The organism is Streptococcus sp. IsoGale022 (genome assembly GCF_031142805.1).
Lineage (GTDB): Bacteria > Bacillota > Bacilli > Lactobacillales > Streptococcaceae > Streptococcus > Streptococcus sanguinis_A.
Window position 1 is genome coordinate 23,058 of sequence record NZ_JAKZJI010000008.1, and the last position, 23,721, is coordinate 46,778.

Here is a 23,721-nt window from a genome sequence, read left to right on the forward strand (position 1 = left end):
TATAACACACATCAAGCAACACCCAAAAGCCATAAATTTCGCATCCTTCATATAAAATAAAATTAAATCAAGTTTCAATTAAGTTAAAAATCAGTACTCCCTAGTTTCTGCTCATCTAAATCAATATCTGATTGAATTTCAGAATTAACCATCCAGAAAAAGCCCTTCCAGCGACTGTAATATTGTTCTCGTGGAGATTCTGTAAAGTATTGTTTTTCTCCAACAAAATTCCAAAATATACTTAAATCATTTTCTTGTAAAAATTTATCAAGATAATCTTTTCTGATAATTAATCCATTTATAGAATTTGTTAGTTCACCATCAAAAGCTACTAAGTCTCCATCTTGACTAAAAAAATATCCATCATACTTCTTCTGAACTAAATGTAACTTGTCAAGCAATTCTGGGCAAGGAATATCGAATGAAATAGTTTCTTTTTTAGAAGCATCATATTCTTCTTCCCAGCAAAAATGAATATGGGCAGGTAAAAGTTTTGCAAGAGTCTTTTTTACTTTTACAGTAACATACTCTTCTTTTTCGACAAGTTCAATCTCTTCGCCAGACTGAATGAAATCAAAAACTTTTTGACGTTTAATTTCTTCCTCATCAGTTTCCACATTATAGTTGAACCAAAAATCTTCTACAAATTCTTTCACACCTGGTGACCACGGGAACTCTCTGTTATATACCTGATATAGAGATGGTACTTCAGCTTGTATTCCTTTTTTGAACATCTCCCTGTCTTCAAAATTAGATTTTAAAGAGTCAAATTCACTGTTTTTTACAAAATATGCTTTAACAATTCTCCACATTCTCTGATGACCTTCACAAAACCATGAAAATGAGTCAGAAGCTTCATCTTTTTGGTTTTTAATTTCTTTATGCTGATAAAGCAATACCCATTCTATCCCATCATTATCTTTATAAGTTAAAGGCATATCAAACAAACTTGTTTTGTGTAAAATCCACTCATTAATTTGTTGATTATTAACTCCTGTATCTTCAATAAAGTTTTCATTATATTCAATATTGAATTTCGGAAGTGATTCTAAAGGCAGCATGAAATGACAATTTAAAGTAGGATCAAAATCTCTAACATAAGGTTCCCAAGCACCTTTATATTCTTCATCAGATGAGTTGCCCCAACCCTTTAACTTATGAAAGTCTGAAACCCTTGCTAGAATATTATAAAATGCAATCCATTGGTATTTCTTTCCAATTCTCTCAATAGTGTGATTTCTTCCTCTATCAAGAGGGTGTCCACATGAAATGTCATATTCAGTAAACAATTCATCTGAATATCCCAACTCATCTCGAATATATTGCATTGCATAATGATATAGATTCTCAATGTCAACGTTCTTGAACCGATTTAGTGCTGATTGGAAAGTATATCTTCCAAAATCACCGTACATACCGACACCTTCTGGTCTCATAGAAGTATCTATTCTGTCAAAGCCTCCTCTTTTACTATCCGAGCTACTATAGGTACTAGGAGTGACAATAGGAATCGGCTTAGAATCATACGGAGGAATTATATTTAAACGGTCTATTTTGGCACTATTTCTAGGAAATTCAATTAAAAATCTTTCAATAACCAATCTCGCATAATCCCTCAGTAAAATATCTGGATAGTTGAATTCTTTATCAAATATGCTTGAATAGATAAACTCTGCTAAGGATTGAAACTCATTTTCATAAGGGGTTTCTTTTTTAGTACAGGCACCAAAAACAATTCCATATAATCTTTGAATAATGTAAGGATCATTAACTGTTTCAAATTTTTGTAATAGATATTCACTAAACTCGAAATTATTCTTTAAAATTTCAATCATTGCTTTTGAGGTTATATCACGTAATCTTCTATTGGAAGAAGCTAGCATCCATGTGAATAATACCAAAAGTAACTTAATTTTCTCTTTCGAAAGAGAATCAATATTATTGCCTTCATCAAACAGGTAAATCAATTGAAAAACTCTCTCATCTTCATTTGTTAAATTATTAATAAATGGCAACCAAAAACTGTCACGTTTATTTAACTTCTTTGGAAAAAGAATTTCATGTAAGAACTCTGAATTTATAGGGCTGTTTTCTTTAATAGCATTTTCGATTAAAACATTGAAAACATCTTGATAATTTGTAGGGTATTTATTTGCAATATTTCTAAAGAGCTCTCTACTTACTGTATCTACTGGTCGCCAAGAAAAACTCTTTAAATATCTATTTGCTAAATCATAACAATCATATTCGTTAGAAATCTTTTCAATCAATTTTATACAGTCTTCATCATATTTTTTAAAATAGAAACAAGATACAAAGAGAAAAGTATCTATGTTATTGTTATTTTGAATCTCTCCATTTTCGATTTTCAATAACTCTTTTTCAAGATAAGACTCTAATTCTTCCTTTTTAAACGAAAACTCCATAATCTTTTGAGCTTTAAGATAATCCTCTAATAGATTATACCCAAAGGAATACACTTCTTTATCTTGACGTACATTGCCAATCATTAGACCTGACTTAAGCAGAAAGGAAAGGAAGTATGGTTTACTTTGAATGCCGTAATATGACCAAAAGTTCATTTGAAATAGATCTTCCTCGATAAGATAATTATTACTATTACTAAGTTGACATTCGGCAATTTCTAATAATAATTTTTTTAATATTTTACCCGAATCCGGAATACCTAAAGCTTTCTGAATTTCTTCATCAATTAGAGTAATAAAACGCTCAAACATTTGAAAAAGATTTAATTCCTCTCCATTATATGTTTTACAGAATAAAGTTAAAAACAACGGATTCGTCATCTCATAGTTTAATAACTCAGATGGCGAAAATGGAATATTGTGAAAATTTAGAAACTCTTTAATTGCTACTACAGAATCATCTCGAAAACCATGATGAGTAATTCTTAAAAGCTCCCTACTTTTTAGTCGTTCTATCATTTTTTCTTCAAAAACAAGTTTTTCATACCCTGTTCTCACAGACAGTACAAGTTTAATATGTTTTCGCCTGCATATTTCTGAAATAATCGTTGACAATCCATTCTTCCACACACTTCGATTTGGAGTCTCATTAATTGCATCAATAAAAATATATATGTGCTGATTCTCAATCTCCCCCAGAATATCCAACATATCTAAGAATTCACGGAATCCATAATCAAATTCAAATTTCTCCATAATTTGTTTAGAAATATCACTACTAGATAAATAGTGATGGCCTAACAAAAGAAGTGCATACCCATCCTCACTCATTGTTTCCTTTACAGAATTTGCGAGTAATTGAGTTTTACCCATACCTGCTTCACCAGTGACAACAAGAATTTTATTACTGATGAGAGCCTCCTCTTTGTTTGAACTGCCAATCCAGTGTAGATACCTTGTCAATCTATCTATATCACGTACTTGATTGAATATTCTATTCCGATTCTCTGAAGATATATCACTCGTTGACTCTATTTTATTTTCTAGCTTTTCCTTATTAATACTCAATTCTTCAAGTTCGGACTCTAAACTACGATTAATTTTATCATTCCACTTTAAATAATTCTCTATATCATCAACCGTTACATCTTCTAAACTGTCAATAAATTTCTTAATTTTAGCAATTATCTCACTTTCTCTTAAGCTATAGAGCGTATCTAGCTCTTTGATGAGTTCTATTTTTTTACTATTAATTTTATCAATAGCTTTTTGATTTCTTATAAAAAGTTGAATCATTTCGTCTGTTCTTGTTTCAACATTAAACTCTGAATTATACCTCATACCTAATGAATCAAATGATAATTGATTATAGGTTACAAACCAATCCCTCGTTATGATGTGATTCTCAAAAAAGAAGGATTGTAAATCTGTATACTGCGCAACCTGAGTTAGTATTTCATTATTACTAATAACTCTCAGTTCAATATCTACTCTCTTCAAAGTTGATTCAATTCTTTTATAACTTTGACTTGTTAATGTTAAATCCTTATTACAGTATAGATAGAAGACGTCAAGTTGACCAGCATATTTTTTGATAGTTTTGTTTACTGATTTTTCAATTTGAGAATAATCTACTCTACCTGAAAAATATTTTGACTGGAAGGCAATTGTTTTTTCTACTTTAGGACTAAAAATAGGTGAAACTTCAACACCTGGATGATTTGGACTTGAAGTTAAGACGGAAGTATTATCTAAAAATTGCCTTTTAAATAATATTCTACATAATTGTTCAAAAGTATCTGTTATATCACTATGTATAGATTCAAAATTGCTCCAAGATGTTTTCTTTTTCATTACTAATAATAACTTCTCCTTGTTATGATCGTTATGTCGTAATTATAATATAAAAAATATCAAATTCCCATAAAATGCATAAATAAAACCTAAAAAATCACTCGCCCCCTCTAAGAGAAACCTGCCTTGCCTCGTATCGCCTATCAAGAGCCAGCTAAATCTTATCGCTCTTATATGTTATAATAATAAAAACTGGAGGTGAAAAATGTTTCCAATCCGTATTACAACTCTTCTGACTGAAGAAGTTTATAAAAGATTTTCATGGGCTATTCTCATACGACGAAAAGGATTTGTATTATACATAATCATACTGATAATCGGGCTGTTCACCTACGTAATGCTCGGCCCATTAGAGGAAAAGATAATATCTATCATATTGGCTCCCCCTATTTGCGCCTCTATGTACTATTTTTGGCATGAATTATCAGATAAAGAGAGCCTATCAAAAAAATCCTTTATTTCAGAACATGGAGGTCACTCTGATATTTGACAGAGAGTCTTTTGTAGCTCAGAATAAACGTGGAGAATTTCACTATACCTATGATGATATTGTCAAAGTCATTATGACAAAGCAAGATTTTTATATCTTGATAGGAGAGAACACTGGTTTCGCAATTGAAAAAGAAAACTGCACTCCCGAGGCTCTTGAGTTCTTGCTGGAACTTCACATTGAGCATATGTAAAAGAAAAAGCAGGCTAGACTGACAGTAGATCAGTTCTGGTCTGCTTTTTATCTTGTAAATAGTTGCTGGATATCCATCAACTTCTCTATTTTCTGATTAATTTCTGGCCGGTAGTCACAGAAGTTAATGCTCTGGATGCCACTGTTGACGGCGACATCCACATCCAGCGTCCGGTCGCCGATATAGTAGGTTTCCTGCTTGTCCAAACCGTATTTCTCAAGCAGATAGTCGACACCTTCTGGGTGAGGCTTACGCTCAAAGCCGTTGGCTGTTGTGATGATTTCTGTAAAATAGTCATGAATTCCCAAGTCTTGCAAGATTTGATGGGCATTGAGTCCTTTGTGAGTATAGACGAACTGGACAATGCCCTGCTCTTCAGCCCAGGCCAGAATCTCTGCAGCTCCTTTCATCAGATGGACCTGAGCATTCTTTTCCTTTAGACTTGCTCCACGAAAGACATTCATCTCGGCAGCGTCCAGACCTTTCTCAGATGCCACTTTTTCCAAGAGCTTCTGCACAGAGTGCTTTAGGATATAGCTGTGAATACTAGCCCTGTCAAAGTCCAGACCATAGTGAGCGTAGGTTTCCTCAATCCCCGCCAAAATAGCATCGTAGGAGTCCAGCAAGGTGCCGTCCAAATCCCAAATAAACGCTTTTGTCATGTGATTTCCCTCATTTTTCTGTCAAATAAAACCTTTAAAAACAGCCAGCGGAAGCCATTGTCCAAGAGCATCCCAGTCCAGACTCCTGGCAGACCCAAGCCAAAAGTCACACCCAGCAAGTAACCGGCAATGATGCGAATCAGCCACATGCCAACAGTTGTGGCATAAAAGGGAAGTCTGGCATTGCCCAGCCCCTGCCAGATAGCTGTGTAAATCACGGTTCCGACTGCCATGGGAGTTCCCAGCAGGGAGAAAAGCATGACTGAAAGACTGGCTGTGATAGCTCCGCCATTATCCGTATAGAGCAAGGTCAGTGGCCGACCAAAAACGAAAATTCCTAGAGCCACGGGCAATATGCAAGCAAAAGACAGCCAGAAGACCCGCTTGCGAATCAGAACGACCTCTTGCATATCTCCCTCACCTACGGCATGTCCTACCAGCATGACTGTTGCTGTTGCGACCCCGAAGATTGGCATATAATTAAACTGCGTCAGAACTTCACCGATAGCATTCCCCGCTACTGCGTCCGTCCCAAAGACGACCACAATGGCGATAATAACTACATCACCGGCCCGCATCATGAGCCGCTCTCCAGCAGCCGGCAGAGACAGGCGCAAGAGCTCTCCATCTAAGCCCCAGCGCCAGCGGATTGTGGACAAATCCAGCTCCCGCCAGAGAATCAGCACACCGACCAAACGAGCCAGCACCGTCCCCAGCGCTACACCGACAATACCCAGCTGAAAGACGTAAATCCCCAGACCGGAAAAGAGGGCATTGAGGACATTAGTCAGAAGACTGATATACATGGGAAATCTAGGATTGCGCGTGACCCGCAATAAAGCTCCAAAAGAAGTCATCAAGCCTAGCAGAACAATAGTTCCACCAACCAGAGCCAGATAAAGACCGCCTGCTTCAGCCACCGCCTTTTCTGTCCCTAGAAGATCCAGCATCTGCCTGCCAAAGAGCAGAGAAATCAGCCCCAACAGAAGGCTCAGAAGCAAGGTCAGCTTGATAGCCTCGGCTGTATGATAGGCCAGACGCTCCTTGTCTCCCTGAGCCAGAGTCTTGGAGATAAGACTGGAAATAGCAGCCCCCAGAGCGATAAAGATTGCCTGATAAATAGTAATGATGTTGCCGGCCACCGAGACACCAGAGATTGCAATCAGCCCAAGACTGGCCACCAGATAGCTGTCGACCATTCCCATGAGCATCTGCAAAAAATTCTCCGCCATAGCCGGCAAGGCGATATTCATGATTTTTTTATAAGTCGTCATAGAGAAATTTCTTCCTTTTAAGCATCAGCTACTTCTCTTTCTTTCATTGGATGTCCTAAGAAAAAATCAGCCAGATATCCAGCTGATTTTAGGCTTTCTAAGCAAACTTTATAATCCTAAGTAATCCTCAACTGCTGCCTGCATTTGATCTGCAGCGACCGTTGTTTTGTGGCGAACCGGTGCTGTTTCTAAGCCGTCCACAGCTGGTGGAAGGGCTACGCCAGAAAGTTCGTGCAGTTGCTCCAAAGCCTCAAAGTCACTGAGTCCTGTTTGACCAGTCACAGCCTCAACGGCCACAACTGGGAATTTATAAGGACTAGCGGTAGATGCGATAACCGTCTTACGCTGATCGCCAGTCTCTGCCAAGTATTTTTGATAGACAGCAGACGCAACGGCCGTATGAGGGTCTTCAATGTAGTTAGATGCTTGATAGACCCGCTTGATTTCAGCTGCTGTTTCTTCTTCTGTCGCATAGTCAGCTGCAAAGAGCTCTAAAATCTCAGCGTCAAAGTCTGTCAGTTCATACTGTCCATGCTCATTCAGAGCCGCCATCAAAGCAGCTGTTTTCTCAGCACTATTGCCAGACAGATGGAAAATGAGACGCTCTAAGTTAGAAGAAACCAAAATATCCATAGACGGACTAGATGTCACCTTGAAGCTCCGCTTCTTGTCATAAACCTGAGTCTTGAAGAAGTCTGTCAGGACATTGTTCTCATTCGATGCGCAGATCAGCTTGCCAACCGGCAGACCGATTTGCTTGGCATAGTAGGCAGCTAGGATATTCCCAAAGTTCCCCGTCGGAACTGTAAAGTTGACCTTGTCTCCTACTGTGATTTCTCCCGTCTTCACTAGCTTAGCATAGGCATAGACATAGTAGACAATCTGCGGCACTAAACGGCCGATATTCATGGAATTAGCTGATGAAAACTGCAGTCTGTGCTCCAAGAGACGAGCTCGTAGGTCTGTGTCATTGAACATGTGCTTAACATTGGTCTGGGCATCATCAAAGTTGCCATCAATGGCAACAACATGCGTATTGGCACCTGTCTGGGTCGTCATTTGCAGCTCTTGAACCTTGCTGACACCGTCTTTCGGATAAAAGACGATAATCTCAGTCCCAGGAACATCCGCAAAGCCTGCCATAGCCGCCTTTCCTGTGTCGCCAGAAGTCGCCGTCAAAATGACAATTTTGTTTTCCAAGCCGTGCTTTTTGGCTGCCGTTGTCATCAAGTGAGGCAGGATAGACAAAGCCATGTCCTTGAAGGCAATGGTCGCTCCGTGGAAAAGTTCTAGATTATACTGACCATCCAGCTTGACTAAGGGAGCAATCGCCGCATCATCAAACTTACTGTCGTAGGCATGATTGATACAGTTGTCCAGCTCTGCTTCAGAAAAATCATCCAAAAAAGCAGACAAAACCAGCTTGGCTACTTCCTGATATGAAGCATCTTTGAGCTTGGCAAAGTCCAAATCGACCTGCGGATAGGTAATGGGCGTAAAGAGCCCGCCGTCTGTTGCTAAGCCTTGCAGAATCGCCTTGCTGGCTGTTACTCTATTCTTTTCGTCGCGTGTTGATTGATAAACTAAGGTCATTCTCTCTCATCCTTCATCTGTAGTTCGCTTTATTATACCAAAATTTATCAGAAAATTCTCGCTTTTTCACAGAGAATATAAGAAAAAGCCCATTTCTGGGCTTGTTTTCATCTTATTCATTCATTGATACGTGAACGTGGTCGTAATGGTTTTCAGTTACACTGCCACGGTCAGGCATTTGGTTCCAAGTATTAGCTGGTCCATAAACACTTTCAAATGGCGCATAGAACTGTTGTTGCCAGATAACGTAAGAGATTCCTCTTTCAGTCATGTTAGAAGTAACATCGGCTGCGACCTGGTTTCCTAATTCAGTATTCTCACCAACGATAAAGTCAGCCGCCAAGCCTTTACCATGGTCACCACTATCACCTGGGCGGTAAAGACTAAATTCTGTAATTCCATATTTAGCTGCTATCTCTTCTTTCAGAGCAGCAGTCTGTGGCTGAAGACCTTCATTAGCAGGATTGTTAGTTGTCACGCTAGCAGCGTCTGTTACAGCTGGAGCGTTGTAAGTTGTAGGTTCAACCGCAGCAGTTGCTTGACTGACTTGGTCTTGGCCTAATTCAGCTGCTGCTGGGGCTGCTTCTTCAGCTGGTGCTTCTGGACTTGTAGCTACTGCTGGCTGCGGTGCCGCCTCTACAGGAGCGGCTGCATTTGCTTCCGCAGCTGGGGCTGCTTCACTTGCAACTTCTGCTACTGGTGCAGGCGCTCCTTCAGCAGGCGCTGGTGCTTGGTCTGCTGGAGCCGCAACAGCTTCCTCAACAGCCGGAGCTGGAGTTTCTGCTGCTTGAGCCGGTGCCGCTGGAGCGGCTTGCTCAGTACCAAAAATCTCGTCAGCTGTATAACTTTCTGTTACATATCCTGCGTTATTTCCTGCTTGGTAGCTTTGGATTTCTACAGAGGTAATTTCATTTTGTCCATTTGTTGTAACGGTCAAAACAGTACCTGGGAAAATCAAGTCTGCATTGGCAATTTGATTGATTTTAGCCAATTCAACAAGGTCAATATTCATCGCTTGAGCGATATTTCCTAAAGTATCTCCATATTGAATAGTGTATGTTTGTTGGTTTTCATTACTAGTAATATCTGCTTTAATTTGCTCAACTGTTCTGGCAGTCCAGTTTTGTGGCTGCTCCTCAGCTTTTGTTGTAAACAAAGGCAATGCTGACAAAGCAACAGTTGAAGCCAAAAGTAATTTCTTATTCATTTTCATTTGCATAATGCACCTTCCTAATCATTCATGATACGAAATCCATCTTACCATAAATCTTCTAAGAAAAAAGTCTTTTTCGACCTATTTAACAGAACTGTCTGCCCCCTGTAATATGGAGATTTGTTTGTAACATATAAAAAAATGGTAGTAAGCAAAAGAACCCCATTTAGAGAGGTTCTGTTTTTTCTTTTGGACCTATTTAAACTCTTGGTATTCAGCTAAACTAAAACTGACCTAGGCTCTTGGCAAAAAAGAGAAGATTTCCTAGAAGCTGTCGGTTCTTCGTCTATTTTTGCTGTGAATATATCTATTTACTCTGGCTTAGTTCAGCTAAATCGAACTACGGCTAAAAACTCGGAAAAAAGAGAACTGGACTTGGATTCATCGAATCCATCGTCCAGTTCCTATTTTTCAGTCGTTTTTTAACGCCTACGCATCTTACTTCACCTTCATCATTCGGACGAGGCTGGCGCGTTCGGCTTCCTCCAGCTTCATTTCAATGTAATAGATAGTTTCTTTGAGGTCAGGGATGGTAGCATACTCTAGTCCGTTGACCCGACGGCGGGTTTTCTCAATTTCATCCGCCATGAGCTGGCAACTTTTCTCAATCTCTGCCAGTCGCAGTAAGTCTGGAAGCAGATCGCTCATGCTTTCAATGGTTTCATCCATCTGGCTGTTAGATGCCACATAGCTATAAACTACGTCTCCCTCGTCATCTCCGTAGGGACTGTCAATATGGGCATGCATCTTGGGCACGCGCACACTCATGATATTCTCTGTTTCCACATGCAGATTGACTTCCCGCATGGGCACAGCAAAGATTTCCTCGACCATGAGGTCGCTCTCCAGTGCCTTGGCCATGACAAAATCCTGCAGGTGACCGACCAGAGCGGATTCGACCTTTTGGCGAAGCTGATTATTCTCACGAACAGACTCAATGAAGCGCCGCATCAGCTCATCCCGCTTGTCCTTGAGCAATTTATGCCCACGGACAGCCGTTTTGAGACGGGCTTTTAAGTTATTCAGCTCCATCCGAGTCGGCTTGACATTGAGTCGTGTCATCTTTCTTCCTCCTTGGTCTGCGGCAGGTATTGGTCAATCATGTCGTCCTTGATCCGCTTAAGCTCTGTTCTTGGCAAGATGGACAGGAGTTCCCAGCCCAGATCCAAGCTTTCCTCAATGGTTCGATTGGTCTGGAAACCTTGATTGATGTATTCCTGCTCGAAGCGGTCAGTAAAGCGCACATAGAGCTTGTCCGTTTCGGACAGGGCGGATTCCCCCAGAACGACAGCCAGCTCCTTGGCCTGCTTGCCTTGGGCATAGGCGGCAAATAGCTGGTTCATGGTTGCGGCATGGTCTCCTCTGGTCTTACCCTCACCTGAACCCTTGTCCTTAAGACGAGACAGAGATGGCAGGACATTGATAGGCGGACGATAACCGCTGTTGTAAAGGTCGCGTGAAAGGATAATCTGACCTTCTGTAATATAACCCGTCAAGTCTGGAATCGGATGAGTAATGTCATCCTCTGGCATGGACAGGATCGGAATCTGCGTTACCGAGCCCTTCTTTCCAACCAGACGTCCAGCCCGCTCATAAAGGGTGGACAGGTTAGTATAGAGGTAACCCGGATACCCACGACGGCCCGGCACCTCACGACGAGCTGCGGAAACTTCCCGCAGGGCCTCACAGTAGTTGGTCATGTCAGTCATGATGACCAGAACGTGCATATCCTTTTCATAGGCCAAGTACTCGGCTGCTGTCAGGGCAATCCGCGGCGTTGCAATCCGCTCAATAGCTGGGTCATTAGCTAGATTGATAAAGAGCACCGAGCGATCAATGGCTCCAGTCTCCCGGAGGTCATTCATGAAGAATTCGGCTTCTTCAAAGGTAATTCCCATGGCTGCAAAGACCACGGCAAAGTTTTCATCAGAGTTGAGCACGGTTGCCTGACGGGCGATTTGAGCGGCTAATTCCTTGTGGGGCAGACCAGAGCCAGAAAATACTGGCAACTTTTGCCCCCGAACCAAGGTATTGAGGTGGTCGATGGCCGAAATTCCAGTCTGAATAAACTCATCCGGATAGTCGCGAGCTACTGGATTGATAGCTTGACCGTCAATATCCAGATATTTTTCTGGCAAGATAGCTGGGCCGCCATCAATTGGCTTGCCCATGCCATTGAAAATCCGTCCCACCATGTCTTCTGACACTGGCAGCTCTAGCGGACGGCCAGTAAAGCGAACCTTGGCTTTTTCCAGATTGATACCGCTTGATCCCTCAAAAAGCTGGACCATAGCCTTGTCTTCTTGGACTTCCAGAACCTGGCCCTGACGCTTGCTGCCGTCATGCAACTGGATTTCTACCAATTCATTGAAATGCACGCCAGCAACTTGGTCGACAATCATCAGAGGGCCGACAACCTCACTGACGGTGCGGTATTCTTTAATGACGCTCATTGTCTAGTCCTCCTTGGGCAAGAATCTGGTGCAGGGTTTCCTCAATGGTCTGACTGAGGGCCTGAATCTTTTCCAACTGGTCTTCATGGATAAACTTACTGCGGGCAATTCGATCACGCAGCTCCACCGTTCCTTCCATGATTTCCCGGAAATAAGCTCCCAGCTCCAAGGCACGATTGGCCTCCGCATCGAAGGTCAGGATATTGCTCAATAAAGCCACCTGCTTTTTGAAAGAAGTATAGGTGTCAACATCATCAAAGGCATTCTGCTGCAGGTAGTCCTCACGAATCATCTTGGCTGCATTCATGGTCAGCCGGTCCTTTTCAGACAAGGAATCTAAGCCTACCAAACGCACGATTTCCTGGAGTTCGCTTTCCTTTTGCAGGATATTCATGGCCTTTGTCACCTTTTCTGCCCAAGCAATCTTCTCATGCTGGTCGATATAGGCTCCCACTTCGTCTAGGTAGAGCGAGTAAGAACTCAGCCAGTTGATAGCAGGGAAGTGCCGACGTTGAGCCAACTGGGCATCCAGGCCCCAGAAGACCTTGACAATCCGCAGGGTATTTTGCGTCACCGGCTCAGAAATATCTCCACCCGGAGGTGATACGGCCCCGATAGCGGTTATAGAGCCTTCGCGCGAAGTTGAACCGAGTGTTTTGACCCGGCCTGCCCGCTCGTAATACTCCGCAATCCGGCTGCCAAGATAGGCTGGATAGCCTTCATCACCCGGCATTTCTTCCAGACGGCCGGACATTTCCCGCAGGGCTTCTGCCCAGCGAGAGGTAGAGTCCGCCATGATGGCCACGGAGTAGCCCATGTCACGGAAGTATTCTGCAATCGTAATCCCTGTGTAAATTGATGCTTCCCTGGCCGCCACCGGCATATTGGAGGTGTTGGCAATTAGCACAGTCCGCTGCATGATGGACTGGCCAGTTGCTGGGTCAATTAGTTCTGGAAATTCATTAAGTACGTCGGTCATCTCATTGCCACGCTCACCGCAGCCGACATAGATAACGATGTCAACATTGGCAAACTTGGCCACCTGATGCTGAACCACAGTCTTACCAGCCCCGAAAGGTCCAGGTACGGCTGCTGCTCCGCCCTTGGTCACTGGGAAGAAGGTATCAATGACCCGCTGACCTGTCACCAAAGGCTCAACCGGAATCAGCTTCTGAGCAAAAGGACGCCCACGACGGACCGGCCATTTTTGCATGAGAGTCCCTTTAAAGACAGACCCGTCCGCCTGCTCAATCTCGTAAACAGTCGCTTCGACAGTGAAATTGCCAGCCGAGATATTGGTCAAACATCCACTGACTCCGACTGGCACCATGATGCGGTGCTCCACCAGATTGGTCTCCTGCACTGTTCCCAGAATATCGCCAGCCTCAACTGTATCTCCGACGGACAGACTTGGAACGAAATCCCACTTAGCCTCCCGGTCTAGATTTGGCAATTGGACACCGCGGACGAGAAAGTCGCTCTCCGTGATGGTTTGGAAACGCTCCAAAGGCCGCTGAATCCCGTCAAACATCTGAGAAATCAGACCGGGTCCCAGTTCAACGGACAGAGGACTTCCAGTCGTGATGACCGGCTCTCCTGGCCCTAAGCCAGAAGTTTCCTCATAAACCTGGATAGATGCTTGGTCCCGCCGCATTTCGATAATTTCACCGATTAGCCCCAAATCGCCAACCCGGCAGATATCCTGAATATTCGCTTCCTGCATCCCTGATGCCAGCACCAGAGGACCAGAAACTTTGATAATCTTTCCTTGACTCACAATCTTCCTCCATTCTTGGGAGATTTTTGTTCCTTCTCCATGAAAATCAAAGCTCAAACCAAGCAAGAGTTTGAAATTCATTTCCAAAGAGTATTTTTTGATCCTTGCCACGAGTTTGAAATTCTTCTTAGCTAACTCTAGGGCAAGGTATTGTTGCTTTTTATTTTAAAAATCAGATAAGGCTTTTATTTGCTGGCCCTTTTCGTCGAAATTGTCTGGGCTGAGCCATTTTTCTAGACGGCTCTTGACAGCCGGCCAATCCTTGTCAATCATAGACAGCCAGTCAGTGTCTCGGTTGCGCCCCTTATAGACAAGAGCCTGACGAAACCTGCCTTCGTAGGTGAAACCAAGCCTCTCAGCTGCCCGCCTTGACGGCTGATTGAGGGCATCGCATTTCCATTCATAGCGGCGATACTCCAGCTCTTCAAAGACATAGCGTGCCAGCAAATACTGAGCTTCAGTAGCCAGTCTGGTGCGCTTCAGCTTGGGCGAATAGGTCACAGCTCCCACTTCGATAACGCGATTATTTCGGTCAATCCTCATCAAGGCAAAAGTTCCTAGAGCCTTGCCGCTCTCCTTGTCCACAATGGCATAGTGAAAACGATCCTGAGCCGCCAGCATCTGGTCTAGCTTCTGGGACCATTCTTCCTGACTTTGGGCAGGATTTTGAAAAAGATAGGTCCACATATCCGCAGGAGAATCCGGACCATACACTTTATACAAATCCGCCCCATGCTTGTCCTTGGACAAACGCTCGATAATAACATACTGGCCTTCGATTCGCTCCAGGTTAGGCAAGTCCCCCGGCTGAAAATCCGGCAGAGCATCCCCAATGGGCTGACCTAGTTGATTGATTCGCATAAAAACCTCACAATATATCTTGTCCGACAGCCTTTTCGACATTTTCATGAATCCGCGAAAGAGCCAGCCCCGTGCTCCCCTTATGGGTAGGAATGAGCACAAGAGCAGGAATCTCCAGCTGGTCATAGTAGGCCAGGGTTTCTGGAATATCTGCCGCCATATCCTCCGTCAGATAGATAATGCCGAAATCTTCGCGGGCGAGCCGACGCAGGGTATTGATCGTCTCCTGAGCTTCCTTCACTGGAAAGGTCTGAAAACCAATCAGCTTAAAAGGGAGAATGGTATCGCGATTCCCCACGACCGCAATCTTGTAGCTAGTCTTGTCCATAAATCGGTCGCATCCTTTCTCTGATAAGCTCTACGGGCAGCTGATTGTCCATTCCGGTCAAAATCAACCGCAGATTCTTGACTTCCAACTCCTTGCCCAGAAGATAGCGGGCCAGAGGAAGCGGTCCATCTGTCTCAAACTGACCAGCCGCCAGCAACTTAGCCTGCAAAAGGTCCGCTAGATATTCTAACTCTACTGTCGTCAAGGTCTGGTTCCGCATTTTCTCCTCATAGGAGCGCAAATCCAGATCGTACCCACAGGGATTGATTTGGCTAAACCAAGTCAAGAAATCTCCCTGCTCTGCCATGGCAATCCAGTTGGCAGCAAAAAGGCTTCCTTCATCAGACAAGAGCTGCCTCATAAAGCTGCGCGGTTTTCCCAAGCCAACAGCCCGCTTGACGGTGATGGCATTGTAAAAATCAATAGTCAGATTCACCAGCTGCAGCAGGCGCTCATCTTCCAACTCCTTTGTCAGGCGCTTGAGATGCTGGAAGTAAGCCATGTCCATGCCAATCTCCAGCACGCGCACATCCTGATAATCCTGGTATTCCTGCCAGGTCGCAAGCACCTCGTCCAGCATGAAATCTGGACAATACTCAGCCGAAAAGGCCTTGACCAAGTGCTCCAAAACCTCCAGCGAATAGGTCCCCACCGGCATCAGCAAATGCTCCAAGGACTGACCCGTCGCCCGCCCCTTGAGAAAAACTTTGAGATTATGGTAGGTGTAGCGGAGTGTGAAAATCTCCACCAGCTCCTTACTTGGACTAATATCAAGCGCCCAATTATAAACGGAATACAAATGCTTCATCAGCACCTGTTCAATAGCATTGAGGTCCTTAATCGCTTCAGCATCCATGGCGTAGACCGTTCCCTGCAGAAGAGCTGAACGGCTGGCAGGATTGTCAGCCTGCAGCAACTGATCATATTGCTGAGGCGTCAAAAAGGAAGCCTCCTGCACACTAATGGCTGTATTGACTTGAGAGAAGCTTGTTTCACTCATGGCCCGCCTCCTATTCTGCCTGGTCTTTGAAAATATCCTGAGCCAGACGGTAGCTTTCCTCCTGCCAGACAGAGTCCAGCAAGTCACGATAGAGATAACTGTCATCCACCCGTCCCTGGCTTAGTACAAAACCTGCCTGGCCGGCTATGGACTGGTCTGAAAAGTGTACTTGCGGAAAAGCCCTTTTCAATTCTTCTAACTGGCTGGAGCTGAATTTCTCAGCTGATAGAGCACCGAAAGTCAGTACCAACTCTTCCTCTGGATATTTAGCCAGGACACTCTTCAGAAAATGCTCTTCTTCAGCTGGTGACCAAGCCGCCATCTGAGCATAAGCCTCCTCAAAAAGCTCTCTGAGAACCCGTTGCTTGATGACTAGAGTAGACTGGCGCTTTTGATTTTCCAGCTGCTGAATATCGCGCTGACTGCGCCGGCTGATTTCTTTCAGCTGCTGCTCCCGCTGAGCCAGCTTCTGCCGAACCAGCTGGGCCTCACGTTCCTTGGCTTCCTGCTCTATTTTCTCAGTAGCCTCGGCCAAAAGCAGACGCCCCTTCTCGTGAGCCTGCTCCAAGACAGAAGCTTTGAGATCTGATATGTCAGACATAAAAGCCTCCTTACTTCACATTCAGAACCATGATGAAGGATACAACGAAGGCCAAGATGGCGTAGGTTCCAACCATGGCCGCTAGGATAACCCCTTTCATGACCTCTTCTGGTCGCTTGGCCAAAATCTGAATACCAGCTGTCGCCACTCGTCCTTGATGCTTGGCTGAAAAGTAACCAACGATCGCAACTGGCAAAGCTGCTAGGAAATAAGCCACGCCTGATTGCAGAGCCAATTCTGGCTTGATATTAAAGAAGACGGTAATCCCGATAACAAAGCCGTAGAGACCTTGGGTACCTGGCAAAAGCTGCAGAATCAGAGCTTGAGCGAATTTTTCCGGTTGCTCTTTCAAAAGGGCTGCCGCTGCCTGACCGGTGCTTCCAACACCAAGAGCTGAGCCCATTCCGCTGAGAAAGACCGCCAAAGCTACTCCCAGACCTGCAAAAAAGGCGCCGCCGTAAGTTCCAAAATATGATGCTAAATGTTCCATGATTTACTCCTATGAAAATGCTGTAATTCTTGTAAAACCAACAGCTAATTGAATGAATGATGCTTGTTTTAATGTTGTTGAAACTGTATATCCAAAGATGGGTTGCTGCTCGTTGAACACAGCTTCCTAATCTCTATTTCTTGCTTTGCTGAACGTATTTTTCGCTAGGCTTGAGCGGAGTGAAAGGCTTGCCGCCGCCGTCGTAGAATTTTCCAAAGAATTCCACAAAAATCAAACGCGCTCCGTGCACATAACCGGACAGAAAAGATAGAAACATATTAACCAAATGCAGGGCAATAAAGAGCAGAATGCCAATGCTAAAGCGAGCGACTGGTGGAAAGAGGCTGACAATCAGGTTAAAGGCCGAGCCAATGCTGGCCCCCGAAAGTCCCAGAGCCATCAGCCGCGTAAAGCTGACAAGGTCTCCTACATAGCCGCTGACATTGTAAAGATTAAAGAGACCTGACCCCAATCCTGCCAAGCTCTTAGCACTGACAATGGATACTGCCAATATGCCCAGAGCATTGATGATGGCTAACCACTGACCAATCGTTGCTGCAAAGGCCAAGGATGTGAAGAAATTTCCCAAGGCCAAGAGTAGCAGCCCCAGCAAAATCAACACCCAAGCAAAACCTGCATTATAAGCTTCTGCATAATCCTTAAGGTGGATATTTTTCAGACCGCTGAGGAAGAGGCCCGCCAGTACTGTTACAAAGCCAAAGACGACCGAAATAACCAGAATCGTCATGGCATCTGAGCTGGTACTAATCAGAGCAAAGGGCAGTTCAAAGCCAAAGAAAGATCCATAAACCAGTCCCCAGATGATGACTGCTACGCCCAACAAGCGGAAGAATCGCAGATTCTTAGCCAATCCCGGCTTGACATGCAAGAAGTGCAGCGCCAGACTGGTGCCCAAAAAGAGCAAGAGACCGTAGCCGATATCAGCGACCATCATACCAAAGAATACAAAATAGAATAATGACACGACGGGAGTTGGATCCTTGTCCCCATACTTAGGCAAGGAATACATCTCCGTCACTAGCTCGAAAGGCTCCACTAAGACATTGTTTTTTAGCTTGGTCGGAACCTTATCTTCCTCGTCCTGTCGAATCTCTCTGGTCTGGATGAGAATGCTCTGGCCAAACTGCTCTGTCAAGCAAGCCTCAAGAGCTTGAACTTGATTGCTTTCGATCCAGCCTTCCAAGGCTGCCAGATTTTGCGTGCTGGCTAACTGATTTTTGCTTTCTTGACGGGAGGAGAGATTGCAGAGATAGTCCAGCTGAACCTTGAGTTGATCCAGTTCATTCTTGGAAGCTGCCAGACTCTTAGTCATAGCTTCTGCCACAGCCTCCTGCTGTCGAATATTAGCCTTGAGCTGGACCATCCGCTCAGCAGGCAGTTCCGCATGGTCATACTCAAAAGGCTTAAAGCCATACTCTTTCAAGATTTTGCGAACTTCTTCCAGAGAGCCTGTCTTGTAAAAAACAACAACTCCATGCTCCGTATCATCAGTAAAGACTTCCTGAAACTTCAGATCAGGATGTGCTCCCAGAGTCAGACGTAGAGCATCGTCGTCGGTATTGGGAATCGTCCCAATCAAAGCTCCCAGATGACTGAAAGTCGCAGCTGCTTGCGGTGTTAGCTCCAGTGGCTCCCACTTCTCCAGCGCAGCCACTTCCAAGCGGTCGGCTTCTATCTGGCTTTTAGCCTCTTGCAAGACCTTGAGCTGCTTGCTGATTCCTTCCAGCAGCGCCTCCTCATCCCGAGCCTTCCCTGCCTGCTCCAAAGCAGCAAAGGACAACTCCAAAGGCTCTTCTTTTAAGGCTTCCAACAGTTTCTTTTTGGACATAAAAGGCTCCAGCTCTTCAACCAGTCTCTCGAGCTTTTCCTGACGACTGACCAAATCCTGCTGAGATAGTTGCTGATCCGGCCGGCCGACTAAAGCCTGCTCAAAGGCTGTCTGCCAGTCCTCTTCCTGCCGCAGGTCATGAATCTGAACCGACTCTAAGCCCTGTAGGTAAAAGAGAAGCTGATCCAGCAGTTCTTTGGGCAAAAGCAGAGACAGCTGCCGCATTTGACTAATGGCCATAGGCTTCTACCACCTTCTCTACAATGGCTCGCGCCAAGTCTGCTTTTTTGTCCGTCAAGGCAGCCGCAACCTTGTCCTCATTTTGCTGGGTTGTCTGCTCCAAGTCTTGCTGCAGGAGCACCAACTTTTGCTGGGAAGTCGCGGTTAATTCCTCTGCCAGCGTCTGCGTTTCAGCGTCATAAGTCAGACCTAGCTGCCTGAGATTTTCATCTACTTGCTGCCGCAGCTCCTGAGCCTGCGTCCTGTAGCCCATCAAAACTTCTTCTGCAGCAGTCTCAATTTCCTGCATTTTTTCAAGTGTTTCATTGGCCATCTATTCACCCCCTCGTTTTCAAAAACCTTCGAAAACGGATTTTAAAATCTGCATTCCTGGCTGACTGTCCCGTATCTGGTAAACTCATCTTCTGGAATACAGCTTCGTACTTGCATAAATTATATCATATTCTTTCTGAAAACATCTTTTTCAAACAGAGTTTTTCTCCTGATTGAGAAAATGTCGAACAGCGCCTAATCGTCCTGCTTCATTTCCTAGGGCTGCCGCCACTAGCTCTCTAGGCAAAAAGCGCGGATCTACTACTTGCTGCTTCATCAAATTTTCAAGACGTGGCAGAATAAGCTCAGATCTAGCTAATATCCCGCCACCGACAATCAACACCTCTGGATTTAGAATATAGGACAGGGTCAAAAGACCTTTAGCTAGGCGACCCAAGAATATATCAAGTATTTCCTGCGCCAGCTTATCTCCTTGGTCTACCACCGCAAAAAAACTACGCCCAGTATGGCCTTGCTCACCTGTCTTTTGGCTGTATAATGCTAACAAGGCAGTTGTTGATGCCTGGGATTGCCAGTCCTGTCCATCTTCCATGGGCAGATAGCCTACCTCACCAGCGGTATAGGTGGATCCATTGACAATCTTTCCATCATAGATAATGCCGCCGCCAATGCCTGTACCGACAGTAATCATCACTGCAGAAGCATGACCTTTAGCAGCACCTAGCCAAGCTTCACCAAGAGCAGCACAATTAACGTCATTTTCAATCGCAATCGGTAAACCAAATTCTTTTAAAATCCGACTACGGAAATCCGTTCCAATATAGCCTGGAATGGTATAGCCAGCGTAACTGATTTTCCCAGACTGGCTGTCAACTACACCAGCAGATGAAATCGCCACTCCATCTAGCTCAAACTTCTCCTTATAAAATGCTATTAGCTGGCAAACCTGTTCTAAAATCTGATTCGTTTTCTTTTCAAAGTCGATCTCAGTGGCAACTTCTCGAAATTGATTTAGACTACGTCCGTCAGACTGATAGAGATCTGCTTTAATCGTTGTCCCACCGATATCTATTCCCACAATATTCACGATTCATGCTCCTTCTCTTCTTGATTTTCTTCTAAAGCTGAAAGTGTATTTGTAAAGATTTGGCTGCGATGATCCCGATCCAAATCCATATAATAGGCATAGAAAATGTCCATCACGACTAAAACCGGAAACTGAGGAGAGATATTATTGCCCTGTGCTAAGTGCTTCTTGACAGCTACTAGGACCAGTTCATTACACTGCTGCCTCAAATCGTCGCTGTTATTGGAAGTTACCAGCACAGTCTTGGCTCCGACTTTTTTTGCATTCTGGATCGCCTGCGTGATAATTTTAGTCTCACCAGATATGGAAATGCCAATAACCAGACAGTCCGGATCCAGCATGACTCTATTCACCCGAATCATATGGTCGTCCGTAATAGCCTTACAAACCATTCCCAACCGCATGAAGCGAAACTCCATTTCCCGAGCCACTAAGCCTGAACTCCCCTGCCCGTAGATATAGACTCGCCCAGCATTGTTGAGCATATCCCCTACGCGCAGGAACTGTTCTTCATCAATCAAGGAAAAAGTCTTATTAAGCAATTCGCCATAATCAGACAAGACATTTCTGGTCAAATCTCGACTGACATTTTTACTTTCTGAACTGGATTCCTGAAATTCAAAGATAAACTGCCGATAACCTGAAAAACCACATTTTTTAGCGAAGCGAGTCAGAGAGGGCACAGAGACATAGAGCTTCTGAGACACAGCCTGAGCCGATAGATCGGCTGTCAACGCCTCATCAGACAGAAAATAATCTGCAATCTTCTTTTCCAGGTGTGTCAGACTACCGTATACAGACTCAATCACTGGCAAAATGTTTTTTTCCAAAGAAACCATCAGACATTTTCCTCCTGCAACTATTTTCTTTATTCTACCACTTTCTCAAAAGTAATTCCAATCCGTCCTTGCTAGAATTCTCCAGCAGAAAATAAAGTTCAAAACTGACTAAAAAAGCTGGGGCAGCATGTTAAGAACAATCTGTCTTTCTCATCCCGCCCGCAGCCTTTTATACAATTTTTACTTTAAAGACAACCTTACGGATGGGGCCGGCTTCTTCAGCTATCAGTCCAGTCTTATGGGCGTCATTAGGATCCAGCAAGAGCAGGCTGCCAGGAGTGAATATCAGGTCAAACAAGGCTTGGCCGGACATCTGCTGCCAGTCTCCTTCCGCATCATAATCCCCTTCTTCCATATTGGACAAAAAGTTATAGTGGATGCGCTCCCTTCCTTCAAAAATCAGATGCACATCGTAAAATTCCCTATGACTTTCCCAGACCCGTTCATCTTCGGTCGTAGTCGTCATTTCAATGACATTGTAAAAGAAATCATCAGACACAGGGTGGTTGCCCTTTTCATCTTGGCTGACATCATGTGTCTGTAAAAATTCTAAGACTTTTTTTAAGGCAGGATGCTGAATGTCTCTCTCAACAGCTGCTCCTTTATATTGAACTAGTTCCATTAGTGCCTTACCTCCCAGGATTTATCTGCATGAATACTTGCAATATCGTAAACTGTTGTATTCTCTGGTGCAGCCTTGCCTCCGGTTAAGACGGAAACAACATAGCCTACAATCAAGGAAACAACAATTGAAATCAATGAATAAGCCCAGATACTCACCGCTTCTGCTGGCAAAGCGTACTTGATGACTAGCAGGACAATACTGGAAGCAATCATAGCCGCATAAGCTCCCTTGAGGTTGGCACGCTTGGTGAAGATTCCCAGAATAAAGATTCCTCCCAAGACACCTAGCACCAAGCCCATAAAGCCATTAAACCAGACATAGGCCGATGTAATACCTGTATGAGCCATCACGATTGAAACTACTGTTGAGAAGACTCCTACACCTAGAGAAACATATTGAGCAATTTTAGTCCGTTTCTTGTCGTCCAGATTGCTGGATACAACATCTTGAATATCAAGTGTCCAAGAAGTCGCTACAGAATTAAGACCCGTAGAAATAGTAGACTGAGCCGCTGCATAAATTGCCGCAATCAGAACACCGGTCACTCCAACTGGAAGACCATAGGCGATAAAGTACGTGAAGATCTGGTCTTGAGGAATAGAGCTACCCTCAGTGCCTGGATGCTGTACTTGATAATAGACATATAAGCCTGTACCAATCAGATAAAAGACAGAGGCGATAAAGATTGACAAAACGCCATTCGTAAACATCATTTTATTGAGTTTCTTCACATTCTGAGTTGTCGTAAAGCGCTGAACGATATCTTGCGAAGACACATAAGAGGACAGGGTATTGATACCAGAACCTAAGATAATCAGGAAAATAGAATCTTTCAGCAAATTAGGATTGAAAATAGTTTCTTTTCCTGAGATAAATTTACCGCTGGCCAGCTCATTAGCAATGTCTCCAAAGCCGCCCTTGAGATTGGCAATTAGGAAGAAAAGTCCCACAACTGTACCAATCAAGAGAACCGAACCTTGAATAAAGTCTGTCCACAGAACTGACTTAACACCACCGGTATAGGAGTAGACAATGGCAATCGCACCCATCGCGATAATCAGGATATTGACATCAATCTTGGTCAGCGTAGCCAGAGCCACTGAAGGTAGATACATAATGATGGACATGCGGCCGATTTGATAGATGATGAAGAAGACAGCTGACAAAGCCCGCAAGGCCTTAGAACCAAAACGTTTTTGCAGGTAGTCATAGGCTGTATCAATATCCAGACGTGCATATATTGGCAAGAAGAAACGAATAGCCACTGGAATGGCAAAAATCATACCCAGCTGGGCAAACCAGAGCAGCCAAGTCCCTGCATAAGAGTTCCCCGCCAGTGTCATAAAGGAAATCGGACTTAGCAATGTAGCAAAAATGGAAACAGATGTTACATACCAAGGTACCGTTCCATCACCTTTAAAGAACTCTTTACCCTGCATCTCCTTTTTCGAGAAGAGCAAACCTGCTACCAGAACAACTAGTAAATACACAATCAGAATAATCATATCGATTGTAGTAAAACCAACATTTCCCATAGAATTTCTCCATTGTTATTCATCGTCAAAGCCTAGGACGGGCAGGTTTAGCCTGCCC

At 44.0% G+C, this 23,721-nt stretch carries 19 protein-coding genes and 1 pseudogene; 1 reads left to right on the plus strand and 19 read right to left on the minus strand.

Features of this window, described 5'->3' with window-relative positions; all coding sequences use genetic code 11:
• Positions 1-83 precede the first annotated feature (83 nt).
• Positions 84-4,280, minus strand: coding sequence for an NACHT domain-containing NTPase (locus RG608_RS05625; protein WP_268687894.1), 4,197 nt, complete (start codon positions 4,278-4,280; stop codon positions 84-86).
• A 205-nt stretch (positions 4,281-4,485) separates the two neighbouring features.
• Here RG608_RS05625 and RG608_RS05630 point away from each other — a divergent pair.
• A pseudogene (locus tag RG608_RS05630) lies at positions 4,486-4,963 on the plus strand (YcxB family protein).
• 47 nt (positions 4,964-5,010) lie between these two features.
• Here RG608_RS05630 and RG608_RS05635 read toward each other — a convergent pair.
• From RG608_RS05635 to RG608_RS05720, 18 genes are all read right to left on the minus strand, one after another.
• The gene (locus RG608_RS05635; RefSeq protein ID WP_268687893.1) at positions 5,011-5,625 is read right to left on the minus strand and encodes an HAD-IA family hydrolase; all 615 of its coding nucleotides are present in this window, start codon (positions 5,623-5,625) and stop codon (positions 5,011-5,013) included.
• On the minus strand, positions 5,622-6,899 hold the full coding sequence (locus RG608_RS05640) for an MATE family efflux transporter (RefSeq protein ID WP_308946689.1): 1,278 nt from the start codon (positions 6,897-6,899) through the stop codon (positions 5,622-5,624). Before RG608_RS05640 ends, RG608_RS05635 begins: the two co-directional genes overlap by 4 nt.
• A 108-nt stretch (positions 6,900-7,007) precedes the next feature.
• Positions 7,008-8,492, minus strand: a complete 1,485-nt coding sequence (gene thrC, locus RG608_RS05645; RefSeq protein WP_308946690.1) for a threonine synthase — start codon at positions 8,490-8,492, stop codon at positions 7,008-7,010.
• Between the two features lie 112 nt (positions 8,493-8,604).
• Entirely contained in the window at positions 8,605-9,705 is a 1,101-nt protein-coding gene (locus RG608_RS05650; protein WP_268687901.1) for a LysM domain-containing protein, read from the minus strand.
• A 438-nt stretch (positions 9,706-10,143) separates the two neighbouring features.
• The gene (locus RG608_RS05655; protein WP_268687890.1) at positions 10,144-10,767 is read right to left on the minus strand and encodes a V-type ATP synthase subunit D; all 624 of its coding nucleotides are present in this window, start codon (positions 10,765-10,767) and stop codon (positions 10,144-10,146) included.
• Positions 10,764-12,158: a V-type ATP synthase subunit B gene (locus RG608_RS05660; protein ID WP_002902006.1), complete on the minus strand. Its 1,395-nt coding sequence runs from the start codon at positions 12,156-12,158 to the stop codon at positions 10,764-10,766. Before RG608_RS05660 ends, RG608_RS05655 begins: the two co-directional genes overlap by 4 nt.
• Positions 12,145-13,935 carry a V-type ATP synthase subunit A gene (locus RG608_RS05665; RefSeq protein ID WP_308946704.1) on the minus strand — a complete coding sequence of 597 codons (1,791 nt, stop codon included), beginning with the start codon at positions 13,933-13,935 and terminating at the stop codon, positions 12,145-12,147. The genes RG608_RS05660 and RG608_RS05665 overlap by 14 nt, the downstream gene beginning before the upstream one ends.
• 165 nt (positions 13,936-14,100) lie before the next feature.
• Positions 14,101-14,796 (minus strand): GNAT family protein, encoded by a 696-nt coding sequence (locus tag RG608_RS05670; protein ID WP_308946691.1) that lies wholly within the window; start codon positions 14,794-14,796, stop codon positions 14,101-14,103.
• Positions 14,797-14,803: 7 nt separating this feature from the next.
• On the minus strand, positions 14,804-15,124 hold the full coding sequence (locus RG608_RS05675) for a V-type ATP synthase subunit F (RefSeq protein ID WP_002898763.1): 321 nt from the start codon (positions 15,122-15,124) through the stop codon (positions 14,804-14,806).
• A complete protein-coding gene (locus tag RG608_RS05680; protein WP_308946692.1) occupies positions 15,111-16,124 on the minus strand; it encodes a V-type ATPase subunit in 1,014 nt (337 codons plus the stop codon). Before RG608_RS05680 ends, RG608_RS05675 begins: the two co-directional genes overlap by 14 nt.
• A 10-nt stretch (positions 16,125-16,134) precedes the next feature.
• On the minus strand, positions 16,135-16,725 hold the full coding sequence (locus tag RG608_RS05685; RefSeq protein WP_308946693.1) for a hypothetical protein: 591 nt from the start codon (positions 16,723-16,725) through the stop codon (positions 16,135-16,137).
• A gap of 10 nt (positions 16,726-16,735) precedes the next feature.
• Complete coding sequence (locus tag RG608_RS05690) at positions 16,736-17,215, minus strand: V-type ATP synthase subunit K (RefSeq protein ID WP_308946694.1); 480 nt, start codon at positions 17,213-17,215, stop codon at positions 16,736-16,738.
• Positions 17,216-17,348: 133 nt separating this feature from the next.
• Entirely contained in the window at positions 17,349-19,304 is a 1,956-nt protein-coding gene (locus RG608_RS05695; RefSeq protein ID WP_308946695.1) for a V-type ATP synthase subunit I, read from the minus strand.
• Positions 19,294-19,617: a hypothetical protein gene (locus RG608_RS05700; protein WP_308946696.1), complete on the minus strand. Its 324-nt coding sequence runs from the start codon at positions 19,615-19,617 to the stop codon at positions 19,294-19,296. The genes RG608_RS05695 and RG608_RS05700 overlap by 11 nt, the downstream gene beginning before the upstream one ends.
• A gap of 150 nt (positions 19,618-19,767) precedes the next feature.
• Positions 19,768-20,664 (minus strand): ROK family protein, encoded by an 897-nt coding sequence (locus RG608_RS05705; RefSeq protein WP_308946697.1) that lies wholly within the window; start codon positions 20,662-20,664, stop codon positions 19,768-19,770.
• On the minus strand, positions 20,661-21,503 hold the full coding sequence (locus RG608_RS05710) for a MurR/RpiR family transcriptional regulator (protein ID WP_268687880.1): 843 nt from the start codon (positions 21,501-21,503) through the stop codon (positions 20,661-20,663). Before RG608_RS05710 ends, RG608_RS05705 begins: the two co-directional genes overlap by 4 nt.
• 169 nt (positions 21,504-21,672) lie before the next feature.
• Positions 21,673-22,125, minus strand: coding sequence for a YhcH/YjgK/YiaL family protein (locus RG608_RS05715; RefSeq protein WP_004185097.1), 453 nt, complete (start codon positions 22,123-22,125; stop codon positions 21,673-21,675).
• Positions 22,125-23,663, minus strand: coding sequence for a sodium:solute symporter (locus RG608_RS05720; protein WP_268687879.1), 1,539 nt, complete (start codon positions 23,661-23,663; stop codon positions 22,125-22,127). Before RG608_RS05720 ends, RG608_RS05715 begins: the two co-directional genes overlap by 1 nt.
• Between the last annotated feature and the right edge of the window lie 58 nt (positions 23,664-23,721).